This window comes from Flagellimonas sp. 389 (assembly GCF_018449435.1).
Classification (GTDB): domain Bacteria; phylum Bacteroidota; class Bacteroidia; order Flavobacteriales; family Flavobacteriaceae; genus Flagellimonas.
Genome location: NZ_JAHCMU010000023.1, coordinates 24,006 through 43,660, shown reverse-complemented (window position 1 = coordinate 43,660; position 19,655 = coordinate 24,006). Strand labels below are relative to the sequence as shown.

14 protein-coding genes are annotated in these 19,655 nt (G+C 39.0%); 6 read left to right on the top strand and 8 right to left on the bottom strand.

All coding sequences use genetic code 11. The features are described from left to right. The 4 genes from KIM67_RS17345 to KIM67_RS17330 all read left to right on the top strand — a co-directional run bounded on the left by KIM67_RS17345 (position 1) and on the right by KIM67_RS17330 (position 4,814). Positions 1-1,731 carry a PspC domain-containing protein gene (locus tag KIM67_RS17345; RefSeq protein WP_213832823.1) on the top strand — a complete coding sequence of 577 codons (1,731 nt, stop codon included), beginning with the start codon at positions 1-3 and terminating at the stop codon, positions 1,729-1,731. Between the two features lie 164 nt (positions 1,732-1,895). Further along, complete coding sequence (locus KIM67_RS17340; protein WP_213832822.1) at positions 1,896-2,618, top strand: head GIN domain-containing protein; 723 nt, start codon at positions 1,896-1,898, stop codon at positions 2,616-2,618. A gap of 133 nt (positions 2,619-2,751) precedes the next feature. After that, positions 2,752-3,765, top strand: coding sequence for a dipeptide epimerase (locus KIM67_RS17335; protein WP_213832821.1), 1,014 nt, complete (start codon positions 2,752-2,754; stop codon positions 3,763-3,765). Then, positions 3,762-4,814: an aminotransferase class I/II-fold pyridoxal phosphate-dependent enzyme gene (locus KIM67_RS17330; RefSeq protein ID WP_213832820.1), complete on the top strand. Its 1,053-nt coding sequence runs from the start codon at positions 3,762-3,764 to the stop codon at positions 4,812-4,814. The genes KIM67_RS17335 and KIM67_RS17330 overlap by 4 nt, the downstream gene beginning before the upstream one ends. A gap of 35 nt (positions 4,815-4,849) precedes the next feature. On the opposite strand, the gene KIM67_RS17325 is transcribed toward KIM67_RS17330, so the two are convergent. After that, entirely contained in the window at positions 4,850-6,265 is a 1,416-nt protein-coding gene (locus KIM67_RS17325) for a SusD/RagB family nutrient-binding outer membrane lipoprotein (RefSeq protein ID WP_213832819.1), read from the bottom strand. Between the two features lie 57 nt (positions 6,266-6,322). After that, entirely contained in the window at positions 6,323-9,409 is a 3,087-nt protein-coding gene (locus KIM67_RS17320) for a SusC/RagA family TonB-linked outer membrane protein (protein WP_213832818.1), read from the bottom strand. A 397-nt stretch (positions 9,410-9,806) separates the two neighbouring features. On the opposite strand from KIM67_RS17320, the gene KIM67_RS17315 reads away from it, so the two are divergent. Then, the gene (locus tag KIM67_RS17315; RefSeq protein ID WP_163418454.1) at positions 9,807-10,253 is read left to right on the top strand and encodes a hypothetical protein; all 447 of its coding nucleotides are present in this window, start codon (positions 9,807-9,809) and stop codon (positions 10,251-10,253) included. Between the two features lie 118 nt (positions 10,254-10,371). Here KIM67_RS17315 and trxB read toward each other — a convergent pair whose 3' ends face one another. The 3 genes from trxB to KIM67_RS17300 form a co-directional block, all read right to left on the bottom strand. Next, positions 10,372-11,346 (bottom strand): thioredoxin-disulfide reductase, encoded by a 975-nt coding sequence (trxB, locus tag KIM67_RS17310; protein ID WP_213832817.1) that lies wholly within the window; start codon positions 11,344-11,346, stop codon positions 10,372-10,374. Positions 11,347-11,935: 589 nt separating this feature from the next. Further along, a complete protein-coding gene (locus KIM67_RS17305; protein ID WP_213832816.1) occupies positions 11,936-12,685 on the bottom strand; it encodes a carbonic anhydrase family protein in 750 nt (249 codons plus the stop codon). Positions 12,686-12,894: 209 nt separating this feature from the next. Further along, positions 12,895-13,806 carry a hypothetical protein gene (locus KIM67_RS17300; protein WP_213832815.1) on the bottom strand — a complete coding sequence of 304 codons (912 nt, stop codon included), beginning with the start codon at positions 13,804-13,806 and terminating at the stop codon, positions 12,895-12,897. Between the two features lie 197 nt (positions 13,807-14,003). Here KIM67_RS17300 and KIM67_RS18715 point away from each other — a divergent pair, with 197 nt between their 5' ends. Further along, positions 14,004-14,132 (top strand): hypothetical protein, encoded by a 129-nt coding sequence (locus KIM67_RS18715; RefSeq protein ID WP_255674264.1) that lies wholly within the window; start codon positions 14,004-14,006, stop codon positions 14,130-14,132. A gap of 324 nt (positions 14,133-14,456) precedes the next feature. Here KIM67_RS18715 and KIM67_RS17295 read toward each other — a convergent pair whose 3' ends face one another. The 3 genes from KIM67_RS17295 to KIM67_RS17285 form a co-directional block, all read right to left on the bottom strand. Then, positions 14,457-16,562 carry a glycoside hydrolase family 172 protein gene (locus KIM67_RS17295; protein WP_213832814.1) on the bottom strand — a complete coding sequence of 702 codons (2,106 nt, stop codon included), beginning with the start codon at positions 16,560-16,562 and terminating at the stop codon, positions 14,457-14,459. A gap of 7 nt (positions 16,563-16,569) precedes the next feature. Continuing rightward, complete coding sequence (locus KIM67_RS17290) at positions 16,570-18,033, bottom strand: arylsulfatase (RefSeq protein WP_213832813.1); 1,464 nt, start codon at positions 18,031-18,033, stop codon at positions 16,570-16,572. Positions 18,034-18,197: 164 nt separating this feature from the next. Then, positions 18,198-19,643, bottom strand: a complete 1,446-nt coding sequence (locus KIM67_RS17285) for a RagB/SusD family nutrient uptake outer membrane protein (RefSeq protein WP_213832812.1) — start codon at positions 19,641-19,643, stop codon at positions 18,198-18,200. Positions 19,644-19,655 lie beyond the last annotated feature (12 nt).

The following is a 19,655-nucleotide window of genomic DNA, read 5'->3' as shown; positions in this document are numbered from 1 at the left end:
ATGAACAAGACAATAAATATAAATCTAGCAAATACACTCTTTCATATAGATGATGAGGCGTATAACAAACTTAGGCTCTATTTGGAGTCCATAAAACGGTCATTTTCTGGCACTGCTGGTAGCGACGAGATCATTGCTGATATTGAAGCAAGGGTAGCCGAACTTTTCCTGGAAAAGATGGAAAGTGAGCGTCAGGTGATTACCCAAAAAGAAGTAGACGAGGTCATCAACATCATGGGGCAACCAGAAGACTATATGGTCGATGAGGACATCTTTGAAGATGAACCCAAAAAAGCAAGTCCAGAGACAAAGCGAAGAACCAAAAAATTATATCGGGACATGGACCAAAAATACATTGGTGGTGTCTGTTCCGGCCTAGAACATTACTTAGGTTTTGATTCACTTTGGATACGAATCATTTTTATCCTACTGACCATATTTTCAGGATTTGGACTAGTGGCTTATATCCTATTGTGGATTTTGGTACCGGAAGCCGCCTCAACTTCGCAAAAACTGGACATGCGGGGAGAGCCTGTCAACATCAGCAATATAGAACGTAAAGTCAAAGAGGGGTTTGATGATGTTGCAGACAGGGTTAAAAACGTCGACTACGAAAAAGTAGGCGGCAAGGTCAAAAGCGGCTCCAAGACCTTTTTCGATACTATAGGAGATATCATCATGTTCCTGTTCAAAGTATTTGGGAAATTCATAGGTATACTATTGATTATCATAGGTGCTTCAATGCTTATAGGATTGTTTGTAGCACTCTTTAGCGTAGGAATGTTCAATGCAGTGCACTTTCCGGGTATCGATTTTTATGAGATAGTGAACACAACAGGCGCTCCTGTTTGGGTCGTATCTATTTTGATATTCTTTACCATAGGAATTCCATTCTTTTTCTTGCTGTATTTAGGACTGAAGATTTTGGTAAACAACTTAAAATCCATAGGGAACATTGCAAAATTTTCACTTTTGGGGCTTTGGTTAATTTCTATCGGAACCTTGTTCGTCCTTGGATTACGACAAGCTGCTGAATTTGCCAACGTGGGGAGCGTCAACATTAAAGATGAAGTATTAATGGAAAATCCAGGAGATACGTTACTCATAAAAATGAAGAACTCCAGATTTGACTATGGTATGGATGATGTTCATTTTGGGCGAATGACCTTTACGTATGACGAAGATGATAATAGAATTTTGATATCCGATGATGTGGATATCAAACTGAGAAAATCTGACGATTCCTATTTGCGATTGAACATTAGAAAAGATTCGCATGGTAATACGACGCTTGCAGCAAGGGAAAGGGCAAAGCAAATTAATTATGACTATGAATTGATGCCAAATGAGATTTTGTTGGATGAATTTCTTACTACATCAACTTCAAACAAGGCTAGAAACCAAGAGGTGACCTCGACCATATATATTCCAGAAGGTACTGTAGTACAGTTTGCAGAATCCGTACACGGATATGTAGGACGGGGCATAAAAAATGATCAAGATTATTATAGAAGCAGTATAGTAGAATATACTTGGATCATGGGAGAAGATGGGGAGCTCAAATGCCAGGATTGCCCAGAACGTTCAAATTCTTACGAAAGCGAAGACGAAGACGGTCATATTATCATAAACGAAGATGGTATTGATATTGACCTAGAGGATGGTGATGATGCCCTAAAGGTAAAAATCAATGAGGATGGCATAAAAATAAAGGCAAAAGAGAAAAACTAACAGTTGGGGGCACTTTTTCAACAATTGGGAAACCTTTAAAAGAATTAAACAACAATAAATACGAATTTCATGCTGAATTTATTTCAGTATCGCAATAAGTAAAGAACCATATCAATCAATTATTAACATACCCTGAAACAAGTTTAGGGTAAAAAACAACAATCATGACAACACTAGCAAAAATCGCAATTGCACTATTAGTTTCCATTTTTGCGACTTCCTGTAACTTCGATATCAATTTTGGGGATGGAAAAAAAGGAAATGGCGAAGTAGTCGAAGAATCCAGAAATGTATCTGAAGATTTCACCATAATATCTGCTTCGGAAGGTTTGGATGTCTTTGTAACTCAAGACCAAGAATTTAAGATTTCCGTTGAGGCCGATGAAAACATTATCGATTTGATCGCAACGGATATTAAAGATGGAAAGCTAAGAATCCATGCTTTGGAGAATATTGGAAGAGCGACCAAAAAGATCTATGTATCGCTCCCAGAAATAACTGCTTTGAAAAGTTCAAGCGGTTCTGATCTGATTGTACAAAATGTAATCAAATCAGAAAAAATAGAATTGGATGCCAGTAGCGGTTCCGATTTACATGTAGAACTTATTGCAGTAGAAGTATCGGCAGATGCCAGTAGCGGAGCGGATATAAAAATAGCAGGTAAAACCGATTCATTTTATGCAGATGCTAGTAGTGGCGCGGATATTAGGGCACGCGAACTTATGGCCAAAACATGTAACGCGGATGCCAGTAGCGGTTCCGATATTTCCGTAAATGTATCCGAATCCCTTGTTGCCGATGCAAGTAGTGGAGCGGACATATCTTATACAGGAGAAGCAAGTGTCAAGAAGAAAAAATCTGTTTCTGGAAGCGTTCATAAGTACTAACGCCAATATATGTAGGAATTAAAATATACCTAGAGAACATTAACATTAAAAACCCTGATTCTACCAATAAGAATCAGGGTTTTCGTTTAATAATCTTGCAGGTTTATCTATATTAGTATAAACCAATTTTTCGATGAAAATCAGCTTAAAAAAATATACTTTGCCACTCAAGCATACCTTTAGTATTTCACGGGAATCACATGATTTTCAAGACTCTTTGATAGTGGCCCTTGAGCTTGGTGGAAAAACAGGCTATGGAGAGGCAACTTCCAATCCCTACTATAAAATTACTGTCGAAAGTATGATGGCAGAAATTACGGTCATAAAAGATGCATTGGAATCTTTTGATTTTACCACTCCGGAGGTTTTACATCAATTTTTAGTTGAAAGAGGATTGACAAATTTTGCAATTTGTGCGCTGGATTTAGCGGCACACGATTTATATGGAAAAATCCAGAACCAGCCACTTTACCAGCTTTGGGGAACAACTACCAATACGTATCCCACAACCAATTATACCATAGGTATAGCTTCTATAGCTAAAATGGTTTCCAAAATGCAAGAAACCCCGTGGCCCATCTATAAAATTAAACTCGGCACAAATGATGACGTGGCCATTGTTAGGGAACTGCGAAAACATACCGATTCCATTTTTAGGATTGACGCGAACTGTGCCTGGACCGCAGAAGAAACCATATACAATGCCCCTTTGCTAAAAGATTTAGGCGTAGAATTTTTGGAACAACCCCTTAAGGCAGATGATTGGAGCGGAATGGAAAGCGTGATGCACCATAGTGTGCTTCCTGTTGTTGCAGATGAAAGTTGTATTGTGGAGACCGATGTTGAGAAATGTGGGTTACATTTTAACGGAATCAATATAAAACTGACTAAATGCGGTGGCCTCACCCCTGCCCTTCGCATGATAAAAAAAGGAAAGGAAATGGGGCTTAAAGTCATGGTGGGTTGTATGACGGAATCAACCGTTGGTATTTCTGCAATTGCCCAATTATTACCACAATTGGATTATGTAGACATGGATGGCGCCATGCTGCTAAAAGAAGATATTGCCGCAGGAGTTGAAATTTTAGCGGATGGAACCGTAAAATTTCCTGACATGGCCGGGAGTGGCGTAACCTTATGGCAATGAAATATTGGACAGATTCTTTTCCAGGCAGAAGCGTTACCATTGAAAACAAAGAATACCTGTATTTTGGAGGCACTTCGTATCTAGGTTTACAAACTGATGCAACTTTTCAGGATATTTTTATCAAGAACACCAGAATTTTTGGCACCAATTATGGGGCTTCCCGAAAATCCAATGTTCAGATTTCCGTATTTGAAAAAGCAGAGAACTATTTAGCGGAACTGGTTGGGAGTGAAGCTTGCATTACGCTATCTTCTGGCTATTTGGCCGGGCAACTGGTCTCACAATTTTTGAGCAATTCAAAACATCCCTTCTTCTACGCTCCCAATACGCATTCCGCATTGTATCAACACAAGATTAAAACATATGATACTTTTACTGCGCTCAATACAGCACTTCGGGCACAGTTAAGTTTGGACAAAGAATCAGTTCCCGTTGTTTTTTTGGATTCGATTGATTTTTCAGGTATGAACTATCCAAATTTTGATGGATTGCAGTTGTTACCGCTTGATGATATCATATTGGTAGCGGACGATTCCCACGGCATTGGAATTGTTGGAGAAAATGGCGGTGGCGTTTACCAGAAATTAAAAAGTTTTAAACCCAAAGAACTGATTGTTTGTTGTTCTTTGGGAAAAGGGTATGGCGTGCAGGGTGGAGCAGTTTTCGGTTTCGAGAAAAGAATCAAGGCGTTACAAAAAACAGCATTTTTTGGAGGTGCCAGTCCCGCTGCCCCTGTAGGATTAGCTACCTTTTTGGACAGTGAAGAAATTTATACGCAAAAGAGAATTACTTTATCCAGTAATATCAAACTTTTTACTGAAGGACTCAGGGAACTGAACAAGTTTCAATCTATGCCAGAACATCCTTCGTTTGGTTTTGTAAATGAAGCATTATCGAGTCATCTTGAGAAAAACCATATCCTTATTACCAACTTCAGGTACCCAGATGAAGATTCAAAGTTATTGAGCAGAATCATCATAAGTGCAGCACATAAAAAAGAGGATATCCAATGCCTGGTTGGACATTTGAATACCCTCTCTGAGAACTAATTAACTAATTATTCTAAAATTGAATATTATTAAACCTATTGGACATCCCAAAAAATACGGTCCAATAGCGTTACATCTGGAACATTGTTTCCATTTCTATTAACTTCATTATCTGGGTATGCCAATCTTCTAATAAATTGTCCATTTAAATCAGGATTAAGGTTGGCGGGTAAATCCATATTTTCATATTGGTAGTCATATCTTCTGGCGTCGTTCCAAGTTTCTGGATGAAGAAACAATGCCACCCATTTCTCTTTAAAAATATCATCTATTGTAAATGCATCAACGCCCATGCTAATATTTGGATTATCAATATACCCATCAATTTCCTCATTTGGAACGGAAAGCATTTCCATATGTGCTATGATACCGTCTAGATAGGCTTGGTAAGATCTTGCTTTATCAATAGAAAATGAAGCTTCCGCTTCTATAAATTTTTGTTCGCTATAAGTAGCTATCAGAATTGGTGAGGTCAAAGAAGTATAGAATTGATCCACCACCAGAGTTGATCTGGCACCTTGTTCTGGTGCATCACCCCTACCGGCACCATTTACTGTGCCTATATATTCATCATCATCTGTTGCACCTACCATTAAAGGCAACCTAGGGTCTTCCACACCAAATGTTGTACCGTCTGTAGCCTCTATAAACTGTTCAGATATCCAACCCCCCAAAACCAAATTGGCATTATCCCTTGCTACATCGAACCAGGGATTTTCTGCTTCATCAAAGAAAGAAACTTGAGCATTCTGGTCGTTGGATGTAAAACCATTCTCCAAAGCACTTATAACAGTATTGGCATCGTATCCTGGCAATTCTTTTAAATGCAGCATATATCTTGCTTTTAACATATTACCAAAAGAAATCCAATTTTCAACGTTTCCACCATATATAAAATCATCTTCGCCAAGAGACGAAGTAGTACTTCCCTGAAGGTTTGCTATACCGTCATCCAAGTACTGCATAACCAGTTCGTAGAGTTGGGCATCATCATCATATGCAGGGGTAACCGTCTCGAAATTGAAACTTTCCGAAAATGGCATATCTCCAAAAATATCTACTCCCATTCCCAAGTTCAAGGCCATTAATACCTGTGCTGCACCTTGATAATGTCCAGCCCCCTCTTCCTCTGCCTTTTCTATCAACACGATAAGGTCGGTCATTACATTATACAATCTGAACCACGTGGTATTATAACTTACCGGATCCATAGTATCAGAAGAACTAGCAGGATTTGGAGAGGCTAAATATTGCACATAATTAGAAGTTATATCACCAACTCTAAAAATATTTACTGCAGATTCATAGGTACTGTTGATCATTAAACCCGAAATAGGCGCATCTACAGGATTATTGGGGTTTTCGTTGACATCTAAGTAAGAGTCGCAAGAGGAAGCAATCCAGATCAATGCTATGCTCAATACTTTTGTAATTATATTCTTTACTTTCATAATTCCATATTTTTTTTGAACAAATCTATTAGAATTGTAATCCATAGCTTTCATATTTTACAATCCAAGATTTAATGTTAAGAAATAGCTTTGCGTACCTGGAAAACCGAGACCAGTAAAACCAACTGCATTTCCGCCCGCTCCTGCGGAAAATGATTCTGGATCAAAACCATCCCAAGGGGTATATAAGATAATATTATTGGCCGAGGCAGAAATTCTGAAAGAGGAAAACGGAGTTTTATCCAATAACTTATTATCGAAAGTATAGCCTAGCGTAATGTTCCTCAATTTTATAAAACTCGCATCCTGTACAAAATTCTCACTGACTCCCCTATAATGATTTCTCCAAAAACCTTGTCCATAGTCCACTCCGTCAGGTCCTGTTCCCTGTCCAAGCCATACCTGCTGGGTATTGGCTGTTCCATCTTCCAACACACCATCAAAAACCCTAAAATCATTTCTAGCAGTGGTATATTCCGCTATACCAAATGCGGCGAGGAAGTTATCAAATTGATTGTATTGCTCAACATCAGCCCTAAAATCTATCAGAAAACTTAAGTCAAAATTTTTGTAGTTGAACTCGTTTCGTAAACCTCCTATCCATTTAGGAACTGCGTTACCTAAAATCAATTGCTCGGCATTTCGCTCAGGAAATCCATCTTCACCTATGATTATAGGTAGTCCACGATTGAGGGAAATAGCATCTTCATCAGCGCCAAATCTCGTATAACTCGTGCCATAAAGATTACCATAAGCCTCACCCTCTATCAAACGCATGCTTACCGTACTTCCTGCATAGCCAAATTGACTTCCCACCAAAATTTCATCAATTCCCTCTCGAATGGATTTGATTTCATTATTGTTAACAGAAAAATTTGCCGATGCTGTCCATTGAAAGTCTTTTCCCCGTATAATGTCGGCACCAATTACTACTTCAAAACCACTATTTTCTATTTCCCCAGCGTTGGTTATGAAAGATGAAAAACCTGTAGCATCTGAAATAGGCACTGGAATAATTTGATCTTCCGCATTGTTTTTATAATATGTCACGTCTAAATCAAGGCGGCTATCGAAAAAGGCGAGTTGTACACCGAATTCCAAGGAGGTATTCAATTCTGGTTTTAGACCTGGATCACCAAATTCGCTATCCCTACTAAACCCTACCTGTCCGTTTAAAGGAAATTGATCTGGTGAAACAAAAAAGGCTCCTAGCACATGTGGGTTGGTATCCTTTCCTACCTGTGCCCAAGATCCCCTGAGTTTACCAAATGTAAACCAAGAGGGCATTTCCAAATGATCACTAAACACATATCCTAAATTGAAAGAAGGATAGAAAAACGAATTGTTATCCTTAGGCAATGTCGATGAAATATCATTTCTACCAGTAATATTTAGAAAGAGATAATCTTTGTAATTGATTTGTAAATCTCCATAAAAACCAACCAGCCTTCTAATGCTCTCACCTTGGCTATTAAAATTCTGCCTTGTATTGCTAAGGTTAAAAAATTCTGGAATCACAAAATCCTCACCCCTTAAGGTTACCCTGTCGAACCTTCTTTCAAAAATATCATTACCCAATCGCAATGTAGTGTTCCAATCTTCGCTGAATTTCTTCTTAAGCGTAATATAAAAGTTGGAAGTCAAATCCCTGCTATTTATTCGAGTCTCTTCGATAAAACCAGTAGAACTTAGCGGTCTTTCACCATCTATTCCCCTAGGCCCAGGTGTTATCTCGGTTCTTGAATCGTTATAAGTATCTACGCCAAGCCTGTAAGATAGTGTAAGCCAATCTGTAGGTTTGTAATTTAAATTCAGATTTCCAATAATCCTGTTTACGTCATCCTTATATGTACTAAAACGTGCGTCATAGATGGGATTGGTGTTGCCATAAGTTCTCATCGTACCATCTGGATTGATATAATCACGTACATCTTGAGTTTCTGCCCAATACATCATTCGCTCCATAAACCTATCGTGTGGAACACGATTACCCCCCGAGTTTGTATAGTTTACCGAACCGCTAAAATCAAACTTTTCACTTAATTTTACGGTACCCGAAAGTTTAGCCGATGTCCTATCCCAATCACTGAAAGGTATAATACCCTCTTGCTTAAAACGGCCAAGAGAGCCGTAAAAAGTCACATTTTCACTCCCTCCCGAGATACTCAGACTATGGTCCGTTTGTACCCCGGTATTAAATGCGCGATTCCAGTTATCTTGATATTTGTGCCCTGGTACGGTCTGCGCCACTTCAGAAATTGGTGCACCCCATGCGGGCCAAAAACTGTCCGGTTGATATTCTCCACTAAAACCTTGCCCAAATTGGTCTTGCAATTCCGGTAATCGGTTCAGTTCTTCAAAACCTACCGATGTATTTAGGTTTACTCTGATTTGACCGACCTGCCCCTTTTTGGTAGTAATTATTACTGCTCCATTGGCAGCCCTTACACCATATAGCGCCGTTGCTGCCGCACCTTTCAAAATAGACATTGATTCAATATCAGCCGGGTTAATGTCCGCGGCTCTATTGGTCAATCCTCTTGGCGTGCTACTACCGTTGAAAGCTCCTGACTCAACGGTTGAATTATCTATTGGTACACCATCTACTACGAATAAAGGTTGATTATCCGCTTCGGGATCCAAAGAATTGATTCCCCTAATTATTATTCTAGCACTTTGTCCAGGTGCCCCACCCGAATTCGTAATTTGAACACCTGCAACCCGTCCTTGTAGGGCACTTACTGCATTAGCTTGCCTAGTCTCCGTTATGGATTTAGCATCGACACTTTGCACCGCATACCCTAAAGCTTTTTTCTCCTGAGTAATCCCAAATGCAGTCACAACGACCTCATCCAAAGCCTGAGAATCCTCTTGCATGGTTATGTTTAAAGTACTAGCAGAGCCTACCGTTACTGTTTGGGTTTTCATTCCCAAATAAGAAAACTCAAGAATGTCTCCAGAGTTAGCCATTATCGAATAATTTCCATCAAAATCCGTAGTAGTTCCATTAGTAGTTCCAAGCACTAAAATGGACACTCCAGGCAGGGGAGTTCCTAATTCGTCAACTACACTACCAGTAATGGTCTGACCAAAACTGAACGTAGCTATCAATAATGTAAAAAAAGTTAGAAATGCTTTAATCATAAGTTAGGTAATTAAATATTGGTGGTTAAAAGTGTATAAAAAATGTTAATAATCAAACAATTTTATCTTAAAATGTTGCAGATATGTACAATTATTTACGGTTTTATAGAAAAAATACCTATTGTTTCTTTTTTTATCATCTATTTTCCTACAAAAAGCTATTTAATCTTGCAAAATGTAGCTTAAAATCTTTTTCAAATCATTTTCTTGCAATTAACTGCATATAATGCTGTTTTTTGACGGCCAAGGTAATCGGTAAGCATTGTATATAGCCATAAAAAATTAGGTTTTATGAATTTCATATTTTACATGCCACTTTTTTGAATTAAACCCAGTTTTGATCATAATTATTTGTAAATTAAAGGGTTGATTATTACTAATCTTAAAAGTAACGGGTATGAAAAAACTACTAGGATTGGTTTTATTGATGTTAATTTTAATTTCTGCCACAGAATTTACATCGCCTAAACCTCAACCTACAAAATCTATCGAAGGAACATGGGAGCTTCAAAGTTTCTATAGTTATGACGGGCAGGATATCTCTGATACCATCGAAAAATCTGATGGTTACAGACAGGTAAAAATGTACTCCAAGGGGAAAATAATGTGGACACGCTACGTCCCCGATGAACCACATGGAAGATTTGGCTACGGTTCCTATAAAATAACCAAAGACTCGCTCATAGAAGTCATTGAATATGGCGATGACGCCATGATGAAAGCACTGGACACGATGCGTAATTTTACATTTGAACTTAAACTGGAAAAAGACTTTTTTAGTCAGATTACCGTAGATGATGAGGGCAACAGAACCTCTTCAGAAAATTATAAGCGCATCGATTAAAAAAATCCATTATAAAGCATAAAGCAATCCGTTCCTGAATTGAAATCAGTCTATGGATTGCTTTTTATTGTTCTTTAGTTGTACCTATCATAACAGGAGAACGTCTTCTACCCAACTTCTATGAATTGGCCGTCACTTCCTCTGTTGACCCAACAGAAGCCAAATAACGTTCCGCATCCAAAGCGGCCATACACCCTGTCCCGGCAGCAGTTACTGCTTGCCTGTACTCTTTATCTTGTACATCTCCACTAGCAAAGACCCCAGGTTTATTTGTTTTTGTGGACTTTCCTTCAGTAATGATATAACCTGTTTCGTCCATATCTAATTGACCCTTGAAGATATCCGTATTGGGTTTGTGCCCTATTGCTATAAAAAGCCCTGTAATGGCAATATCCTCTTTTTCCCCTGTTACATTGTTGACCATTCTAAGGCCTTCGACCACTTGTTCGCCCAACACTTCATCAACCTCTGTGTTATACCTGACCTCTATATTCTCTAAACTGTTGACACGATGCTGCATCGCCTTGGAGGCTCTCATATAATCTTTTCGCACCAACATGGTCACTTTTTTACAGATATTTGCCAGGTAAGAAGCTTCTTCGGCAGCGGTATCCCCTGCCCCAACAATAGCTACCTCTTGACCTTTATAAAAGAATCCGTCACAAACGGCACAAGCAGAAACGCCGCCTCCGCGTAAACGTTGTTCACTTGGGATATTTAAATATTTTGCCGAAGCACCTGTGGAAATTATAATACTTTCTGCTTCGATAACCTGATCATTATCCACGGTTACTTTGTGTATTCCTCCAACTTCATCACTTAAATCAACCGAAGTGACCATTCCTATCCGTACCTCTGTGCCAAATCTTTCAGCCTGTTTCTGAAGCTGAACCATCATGGTAGGGCCATCGATACCATCAGGATATCCAGGAAAATTATCTACTTCTGTTGTTGTTGTTAATTGCCCCCCAGGTTCCATTCCTGTGTACATTACAGGTTTTAAATCAGCTCTAGAGGCATAGATTGCTGCTGTGTATCCTGCTGGGCCAGACCCAATGATAAGTGTTTTTATTCTTTCTATTTGTTCGGACATAAGATAGTTTGTGCTATAAATTACTTTTACAAAAGTAGGTTTTTTGCATAGAACCTTACAAAAGGTAAACAGTTGATTTATTCACCATGCTATTCTCAATTTGTCAACAAGATTTTGTGAAGGGTTATAAACTTTCCTAAGTTGAAAAAGAAAAAGAGCCATTATAAATGACCCTTTATCTAAGCAGGTAGGTTAAGTAAATGAGCTTATTGTACAATTAAATTTTAAAACCGCTACAACCAAGGAGCTCAACCTCATAACTCCTTGGTGCAACGTAAATCTTCTAAACAAATTGATCTAAAATATCCAAACCAAATCTATTCTTAAAAGATTTATAATCACGTCATTCAACTTGACTACTAACTCGGTGTAAACATACTATTGAATTTTGCTTTTATAGGACCTAAACTGATGGATGGGCCGTTTGCATTCACGGATGGGCCTTCTGGATCGATATTTAAAAAGTGTAACCGTAACTTTCAATTAATTTTAATAGTGAATGAAATAAAAAATCCTCTAAACAAATCTTTGGATTTATTTAGAGGATCGGCAACAAACAGTTTTAAATCTGTTTAATGCAGAAGTTTTGTTATTCTAAGAAATTTACAACGCCTGTATCCATGTCATATACAGCACCCATAATCTCTATATCTCCATTTTCCTTCATTTCATTGAGTATAGGACTATCTTTTTTTATTTTTTCTATGGCTAGTCTAACATTGTTTTCACTGACCTCATGAACAAAAAGTCGGTTTTTGGATGACTTTTCACCCTCCACAACATTCGATATTTTTATAGCAGGTTCAATATTGCTCAACATACTTGTAATATTACCAAGTTTAACATCATCAATAGCAGCGTGAATAGCCCCACAATTTTCATGTCCCATTACAAGAATCAATTTAGCACCGGCAACTTTACAGGCAAACTCCATACTTCCTACAATATCTTTGTTTATGAAGTTACCCGCAACTCTAGCTACAAACATATCCCCAATACCTTTATCGAATACATCTTCTACGGGAACCCTACTGTCAACACAGGAGAGCACAATTGCTTTGGGATACTGACCAGCTACACTTTCACGTATCTGGACAGAGTGGTTTCTTGCGGTTAAATCGCTTCGTACAAAACGCTCATTACCAGCTCTAAGTTCCATAAGCACATCATTGGGAGAAAGTGCATCACGCTCTTCTGCTGTTAATATCTCTTCTACCAGAATCTGTGATTCGTCAATCTCTATCTTTCCGCTTTCAGACGGTGTCAAATGTTGCGCACCTACCGAAAGCGTAGTGATACAAGCAAGTATAAAAACAAAAAGTCTAAAGTACTCTTTCATAATCTTGGATTTTTAATGTTTATAGTATAGCAAATATACCTAAGCAAGATAATTTTAATACTATTACTATTCATAAACAATAGTTAAACTATTATATTATAATAGTATTACTTTCATTTTATCTTAATAAAAAAATGTTGGCATAAGCACTTACATAAAGCTAAAATTCCATGGCAAATTAAACCAACATTAAAAAAAGGGGTTTAGTGCTATTTTTTTGGTAAATCGATATAGCGTAATGAAGCTGGTTTACCATTTCCGTTTTGAGAAATATATAGTCTTCGGTTCTTAGTATCAATGTCTATACCGTTCGGTGTCACAAAACTGGCTTTTGTAGCAGTACCATCTTCCATTTTGTATTCGCCAGAACCGGCAAATTCCGTTACCTCTCCATCCATCCCTATTTTATAAATCTTGTTGGAACCATATCCTGTTGCGTAAAGATTTTCTTCAAAATATGTGATATAGCCTATAACATAACCGGGGTAAACTATTGGAATACTTGCCAGTTCCTCGATTGAACCTTTTGGGTCCAATTTAAAAATCTTGCCCGTAGTAAAATTACTTACAAACATATCTTTGTCAGGACCAAAAGTTATGCCCGTTGCGCCTTTTAGTCTTTCATCTTTTGCGTAATCTTCAACTTGTCCTTGCTTGGATACTCTTCTAATAGCAGGGTGCGTATAGCTGGTGATGTAAAAAAAGTCATTTGCTCCATCAATCAATATATCCCCAGAAAAACCTTCAAGAGTTGCAATTTTGGTTATTTTACCATCCTTTAAAACCATAAAATCACTTGAAGTATAGGAATTTCCATTATTGAAATAATAGTTTCCTTCGCTGTCCAGAGCATTACCCACGGCGCCACTTACCTTTTCTGAAACTATGGCAACCTCGCCTTTTTCAGTAACGGAAAATATACGGGTTCCACTACCAGAAATATCTGGATTTGCCGTACCATATTCATTGACAAAAACAGTCCCATCCAGACCAACGGCCACTGAGCCATTTCCATAAAAATTCTTGGTTAACGTCTTTACGTGGATTACATTTTCTTGCGACCACATTTTATTGTAACAAAAAAAGGCAAAGACAATAGTTAAATAGTAGATGCTTTTCATTTCAGAGATTTTACATATGGGAAGATTAACAATACAGGCTCAGAACTCGACCGTATGGGCACAAGCATACCACTATTTTGGGTTGCAGACGAAATTAGATACAATTTTAGTATAGTATAGAGAATCTGTTTCGCTATACAAACCTAATTGTCTCTTTTGAAAACACTTGGTAATTCATTCGATTATCCGATTTGTTTATGAGTAATCAAAAGAAAAATGAAATGCCAAGCCCAAATCCAGAGATATGGTGGCTATTGCCAGAAAGTAATAAAACAGTGCCTTTGATCAATATCGTAAATGCGAATTATGCCTATTGGAGCAAGTGAAGCTATCAAGAATCAAAAGTAAATCTCCTCCAGGCAAGCCCAAGAGCCACTAAAATTCCAAGCACCAAATCCAAAAAAAAATCTCCGAAAAATCCGTGTCAATCCGTGTCAATTCATGTAATTAGTGTAATTAGTGTCCAGTAAATAATCCCAATAAAAAGAACTGGGCAAATCTTGGGAAATTAGAAAAGATAAGATAAAAGACCAATAACCAAGCTATTCAAATTTGCCAAATATTTTGAAAACAACTAAAATACGCTACAATACTTTTACTTGCTTCTGGCTTGGAAATCGGTCCTTTTTTGAAAAAACTAACTCAACTAATTAAACTTTCTGTAGCTCCAAATAATCTAACCGTAAGGCCTGGGGAAATTCGCCGTCGCCTGACCAAATAAACTCTAACTCTTGTTGGCCAAGTTCTAGGCGAACTTCACCAAGTAATACGCTCTTGGTCTGCTTTTGTTCTTTGGGCGCTCGAAAATCCAACCGATTCAAAGCTTTACCGTTCAATTTGATATCGAATGTTCCTCCATCATCTTGTTGAACTAGATTTGCATACACTTTATAGTTCCCTGCTTCAGACCAGTTAAAGGTTGTTTTCAAAGTATTGGCTTTATCCTTTGCAGCAAACCATACCATGATTTTATGTCCGCTCACGGTCTCAAAAAGTGATTCGTGTGCCCAAAAGTCTGAGGATACCCATCCACCCGTATTGGATGCAACGATAAGTTCTTCCGCTTCCATAACACCATCCTTTCGGAATACCTCGAATGGCGTTTCATACCCATAAAGTTCGTCCGCATCTACTGCAGTTAATACATCTTCTCCTTCTGGGTTCAAGTACCAATATACTACGGTGCTATATTGTGTGGGCAATTCGTTGGGGAAGTACTTTTCAAGATAACCATCAAAAGATTGTTGAAAAGGAATATTATCCGTTATCTGCCAGCGGTTCATAGGTTGATACCCCATATTGTCATTGTCTTGGGTCTGACTGTGAAACGCCTGTTCAAAAATTGAAGGATTGCACCAAGCATAGCCAAAATAATCTTCGGTTCCCGTACCAAAGGTAGATGGAAACTGCTCATTGTCCACAAAGAACTTTTCATCCCCTTCGCCCCACCAAAAATGTCCAGGTCCACCCGAATCCGAGCTACCCCCCTTTGGGTTCCAGACCAAAAGATGAGCACCTAAAAATCGTCCTTGGCCCTTTGTTTTAAGTAATTCCCAATCTGGCCATCGTTCTTCTTCGACGGGGTCCAAGTCTCTGTGCCATTTGGCGTGAAACCTTCCATAATCATCAATATCGCCTTCAAGCTCGGTATATGTTATTTCCAGGGTCACCGATACGGGACCATCATAGTAATTTTGCAAAGCAATTTCAGCCCCATCTCCATAAGGCATAAACCAATAGCTGTATGCCCATTCTTTGGTCATTCCCATAGGTAAGGTTTGGTATTCGTTCCAACCGGGTGACGTACCAAAAAAATCTCCCAAAGGCGTCCAGACCGAAGGTTGATCCTCTCCATCCCAACGTATCTCCAAAATGGTCTTGCGCATGACCTCTGCAACCTTTGAAGAATCGGCGATATGAAACTTCGCTTTTATCGCTGCAATGGCTCCTTCTCCTTCTAAAGTAAAAGCGGTTTTCTTCTCGTTCGCCGCTAATTCCAGTTTGTTGGTTTCATTTTTCAAACTGCTATTTTCATGAGGGTATTCGCCCATATCTTTAGCGAAAAAGGTATTCACATTTTCAAGAGCAGTCTTTCCTTCTTCCGTCAGATTTGGGTCAAAAGCTTCCAGCCCTGTACCTTCAGGAAAAGTGATATAATTGAAATGATAGTACTGCCCCCAACCGGGTTCTGCCACGATCTTACAACTTTTTTGATAGGGTATCGGCACATAGTTGTTAAATCCCTTGGCATTGGTCTCGTAGACCAGTTCAGGATAATCAAAAGCTGGAATACTCGGCTTGAAGTAATCAATAAAGGATTCGTTGACCATTGGCTCCTCGTTCCCATCAATATAGATTTTAACCTTTCCCTTACGCGGGCTTGCCGACCAGATCCTGACAATGGCCCCGGGTCCTGTCATTTCTGCCAACACCTCATTGTCACCTTCTTTTCTAATATATTGTGGTTCAAAACCATCAATATTGGCATCCCAATCAATAAATTCCCCAGTTACCGAATCTATCTTGCTATCACGGTCATAACTGGACCACATGGCACTTTTTTCTCCTTTTTGGGGTAATTTCGCCAACACTTGAAGGTCTATTAATCGATTGACCATATCTGTATAGGAAATATACTTTTTCTCTTGTTCACAGGATAGTATAGCTACGACCACAAAAAACAATACTCCAATTTTTATGGTATTCTTTCGTATCACAGTCCAAAATATTTTATTGTTATTTACTGAATGTCTCATGTTCTGTCTATTTATCATCCAAGGTTTTTTTAATCAGGGCTTCCATTTCCTTTACAACATCAGGATATTTTTCGTACACATTGGTGCTTTGATAAGGGTCGGCTTCTAAATCATATAATTGTGCGGGAGATGCTTCATCCTTGATTTTACCGTTTTCGATATCGCTGTTCACCTGACCTGTAAATGGAAAAGCAGCTGGTCCACCAAACGTGTGATCACCTAGTTTGATGTCTTCAAAACCACCTCCACCCTGCGCAGATATGTACATCCATTTTCCTTTGCGCATTGCAAGGTTTTTAGGTCGTGAAGGAGAAATGAGCAAATGTTCCCGAATAGGTTTATCTGGATTTCCTGTCAACGCCGTTAACATGTCCACACTGTCAGGACCTTCATCTTTCTTAGGTTTGTAACCAATCATTTTTGCCAAAGTGGCAAACAAATCTACATTTGACAATAATTCGTCTGATATAGTCCCGGCAGGTACCTTACCGGGCCAACGAGCAATAAAAGGAACCCGATGCCCTCCTTCCCAGGCATCAAACTTAAAACCGAGCAAAGATCCGTTCAAGGAATGGCCGGCTTCCATGGCAACCTGTCCTCCCCTATTCAACATACCACCATTGTCACTTGTTAGAATTACCAGTGTATTGTCCGCAATTCCTTCTTCATCCAGTGTTTCTAGAATTTCAGATACCATCCAATCCAGCTCATGGATAAAATCCCCATAAGGTCCTGCACCACTAGTCCCAATAAATCTTGGTGCCGGGGTAAAGGGGTGATGAATGTTGGTTGGTGCAAAATAGAGGAAAAAAGGATTGTCCTTGTGCTCTTTTATCCAATCCACTGCTTTATCTTTTAGATGTGTTCCTACCTCACGGTCTTTGTACAGTTTATGGGCCTCTTGTGCACCTCCCATCTCATCTATGCCAAATTTCTCATCAAAATATCTGGTATTCGCTTTTTTTCCATAGACCATGGGGTCATCTGGTACAAGACCGACTACTTTATGATCTTCCACATATACAAAAGGAGGATGACTATTAAGTACGGGAACGCCATAATAGTAATCAAAACCTAATTCCAATGGGCCAGGTTTTAGGGGTTTGTTCCAGTCTATGGGCTGTTCGTTGCCAAATCCCAAATGCCATTTTCCTATCACTGCCGTTTGATAGTCCGCTTTTTTCATAAGACTCCCCAAAGTCATACGCTTTGCATCTACTTGTAAAGGTGTCTTTAAGAATATGGGATTCCAAAAATTCTGTTTGGCAGGATACTGTCCTGTTAGCAGTGCATACCTCGAAGGGGAACACACAGCAGAAGCGGAATGAAAATCAGTAAATCGCCTACCCTCCGAAGCTAAGCGGTCTATAGTGGGGGTCTTTACTTTGGTCGCTCCCTGTATGCCAATATCTCCATACCCCAAATCATCAGCATTGATGATAATTACATTGGGCCTTTTAGTTTGTGACATTCCAATCGAACAAGTCAATAAAAGTAAAATGAAGTTTAAACTTGTCACTGATGCTATTGTTTTGATGATATGTTTCATATTCTTTCTACAGGTAAAGCCTTGTATGACCAATTCAATAAATGTAAACGTAGTTTCTAAAAATTAAATCTATTGTTAATTTCAAGCTAATATCCAGGATTTTGTTCTAGGTTCGGATTTTTATCGATTTCTGTTTGGGGCAAAGGAAATAACACTTGATAGTCTTGTGCCGCCTTTCCTCTGCTTTGTGCCAGTTGAATAAATTTGCCATGTCTGATAAGGTCTTGACGACGCAATCCTTCGGTGTGGAATTCCCAGCTTCGTTCCAATAAGATTTGATCACGTAACGCTTCTTTTGAAGCAAAGTCTGCCAAACTGATAGCCTCCAAACCTGCAGCTGTCCGAATTTGATTAATTAGCTCAATCGATTCCTGATTGGGACCTTGCAATTCGTTCAAGGCCTCTGCTCTGGACATCAAAATATCGGCATAGCGAAGAATGGGGAAATCGTTTCCGCTTACATCTCCAATACCATTGGGGTCCTCACGGTATTTAAAACTACGTTTGTCATCGTTCCCAAGTTGTACCAAATTGCCACCTCCATTGGTATACTCGAACAAAATGGCATCCAAACGTTCGTCTTCCCCAGCAAAAGAATCTACAAAACTTGACAGTAATTTGAACTGGGCGGCAAAGTTTACTTTTGGCGGAAATTTAAATTGATATCCCGGGGGGGCTGCATGACTGAGATAGGTATTGCCCAAATCTCCTGTGGGTACATCCGGAAAAGGAAACACCCAGATAAACTCATTGGATCGTTGATTGGCCAAGGCAAAGAGTTCCGCTCTATTACCTTGAGCAAAAATACCGTAAACACCTAAATCCATTACTTCCAAAGCAGTATCGGCAGCTTCTTGCCAAGATTTCCGGTTCAAATGGTATTTTGCCAATAAACCCAATGCGGCACCTCTGGTAGCACGGCCATACTGTTCCTGCGTTGGGGGCAAAATGGTCGCAACTTCTGTAAATTCAGTTATCATAAATGTATCAAACTCCTCACGGGTTGCCCTGCTGGGCCTATCCGAAGCTGTGGTCTCACTCGTCAATATTAAAGGAACGGTTCCAAAAAGATCGTGTAACGTATAATAACTGAATACTCTTAAAAATCGTGCCTCGGCAACTATCTGAGTCCGCCGGGCTTCATCCATATCAATATTTGGAACTTGTTCCAACACCGTATTTGCCCTAAAAATGGAACTATAAAATTTGGCCCAAAGGCTTAAAAGCCATGGATGATCTTCAGGGAACAGAAAATCTTCTATAGGCTGTGTGTTGGCGTTAATCGCTCCTTGTCGAGAAATCATCAAATCGGTGGTCATTTCGCCAAAAGTCAAGTAATCCCGCAATACATCTCGATATCCTCTTGCATTTGCATAGACAGAGTTCAATAAGGCTTCGGCATCCTCTGCGGTTTCATAAAAATTGGAAGGCCCCAATTGTGTGAACGTTTCTTCTTCTAAAGGTCCTTCACAACTAGGTAATAGAAAGAACAAGCTTACTATAAAAAAGTAGTATTTTCTTTTGAGTATCATGAGTCTATCTTT

Excerpts from the sequence above, each read along its gene's own strand:
- KIM67_RS17320 (WP_213832818.1), bottom strand. The coding sequence starts at position 9,409 with ATGATTAAAGCATTTCTAACTTTTTTTACATTATTGATAGCTACGTTC.
- KIM67_RS17330 (WP_213832820.1), top strand. The coding sequence starts at position 3,762 with ATGAAATATTGGACAGATTCTTTTCCAGGCAGAAGCGTTACCATTGAA.
- KIM67_RS17295 (WP_213832814.1), bottom strand. The coding sequence starts at position 16,562 with ATGAGACATTCAGTAAATAACAATAAAATATTTTGGACTGTGATACGA.
- KIM67_RS17345 (WP_213832823.1), top strand. The coding sequence starts at position 1 with ATGAACAAGACAATAAATATAAATCTAGCAAATACACTCTTTCATATA.
- KIM67_RS17300 (WP_213832815.1), bottom strand. The coding sequence starts at position 13,806 with ATGAAAAGCATCTACTATTTAACTATTGTCTTTGCCTTTTTTTGTTAC.
- KIM67_RS17290 (WP_213832813.1), bottom strand. The coding sequence starts at position 18,033 with ATGTCACAAACTAAAAGGCCCAATGTAATTATCATCAATGCTGATGAT.
- KIM67_RS18715 (WP_255674264.1), top strand. The coding sequence starts at position 14,004 with ATGAGTAATCAAAAGAAAAATGAAATGCCAAGCCCAAATCCAGAGATA.
- KIM67_RS17315 (WP_163418454.1), top strand. The coding sequence starts at position 9,807 with ATGAAAAAACTACTAGGATTGGTTTTATTGATGTTAATTTTAATTTCT.
- KIM67_RS17305 (WP_213832816.1), bottom strand. The coding sequence starts at position 12,685 with ATGAAAGAGTACTTTAGACTTTTTGTTTTTATACTTGCTTGTATCACT.
- KIM67_RS17325 (WP_213832819.1), bottom strand. The coding sequence starts at position 6,265 with ATGAAAGTAAAGAATATAATTACAAAAGTATTGAGCATAGCATTGATC.
- KIM67_RS17285 (WP_213832812.1), bottom strand. The coding sequence starts at position 19,643 with ATGATACTCAAAAGAAAATACTACTTTTTTATAGTAAGCTTGTTCTTT.
- trxB (WP_213832817.1), bottom strand. The coding sequence starts at position 11,346 with ATGTCCGAACAAATAGAAAGAATAAAAACACTTATCATTGGGTCTGGC.
- KIM67_RS17340 (WP_213832822.1), top strand. The coding sequence starts at position 1,896 with ATGACAACACTAGCAAAAATCGCAATTGCACTATTAGTTTCCATTTTT.
- KIM67_RS17335 (WP_213832821.1), top strand. The coding sequence starts at position 2,752 with ATGAAAATCAGCTTAAAAAAATATACTTTGCCACTCAAGCATACCTTT.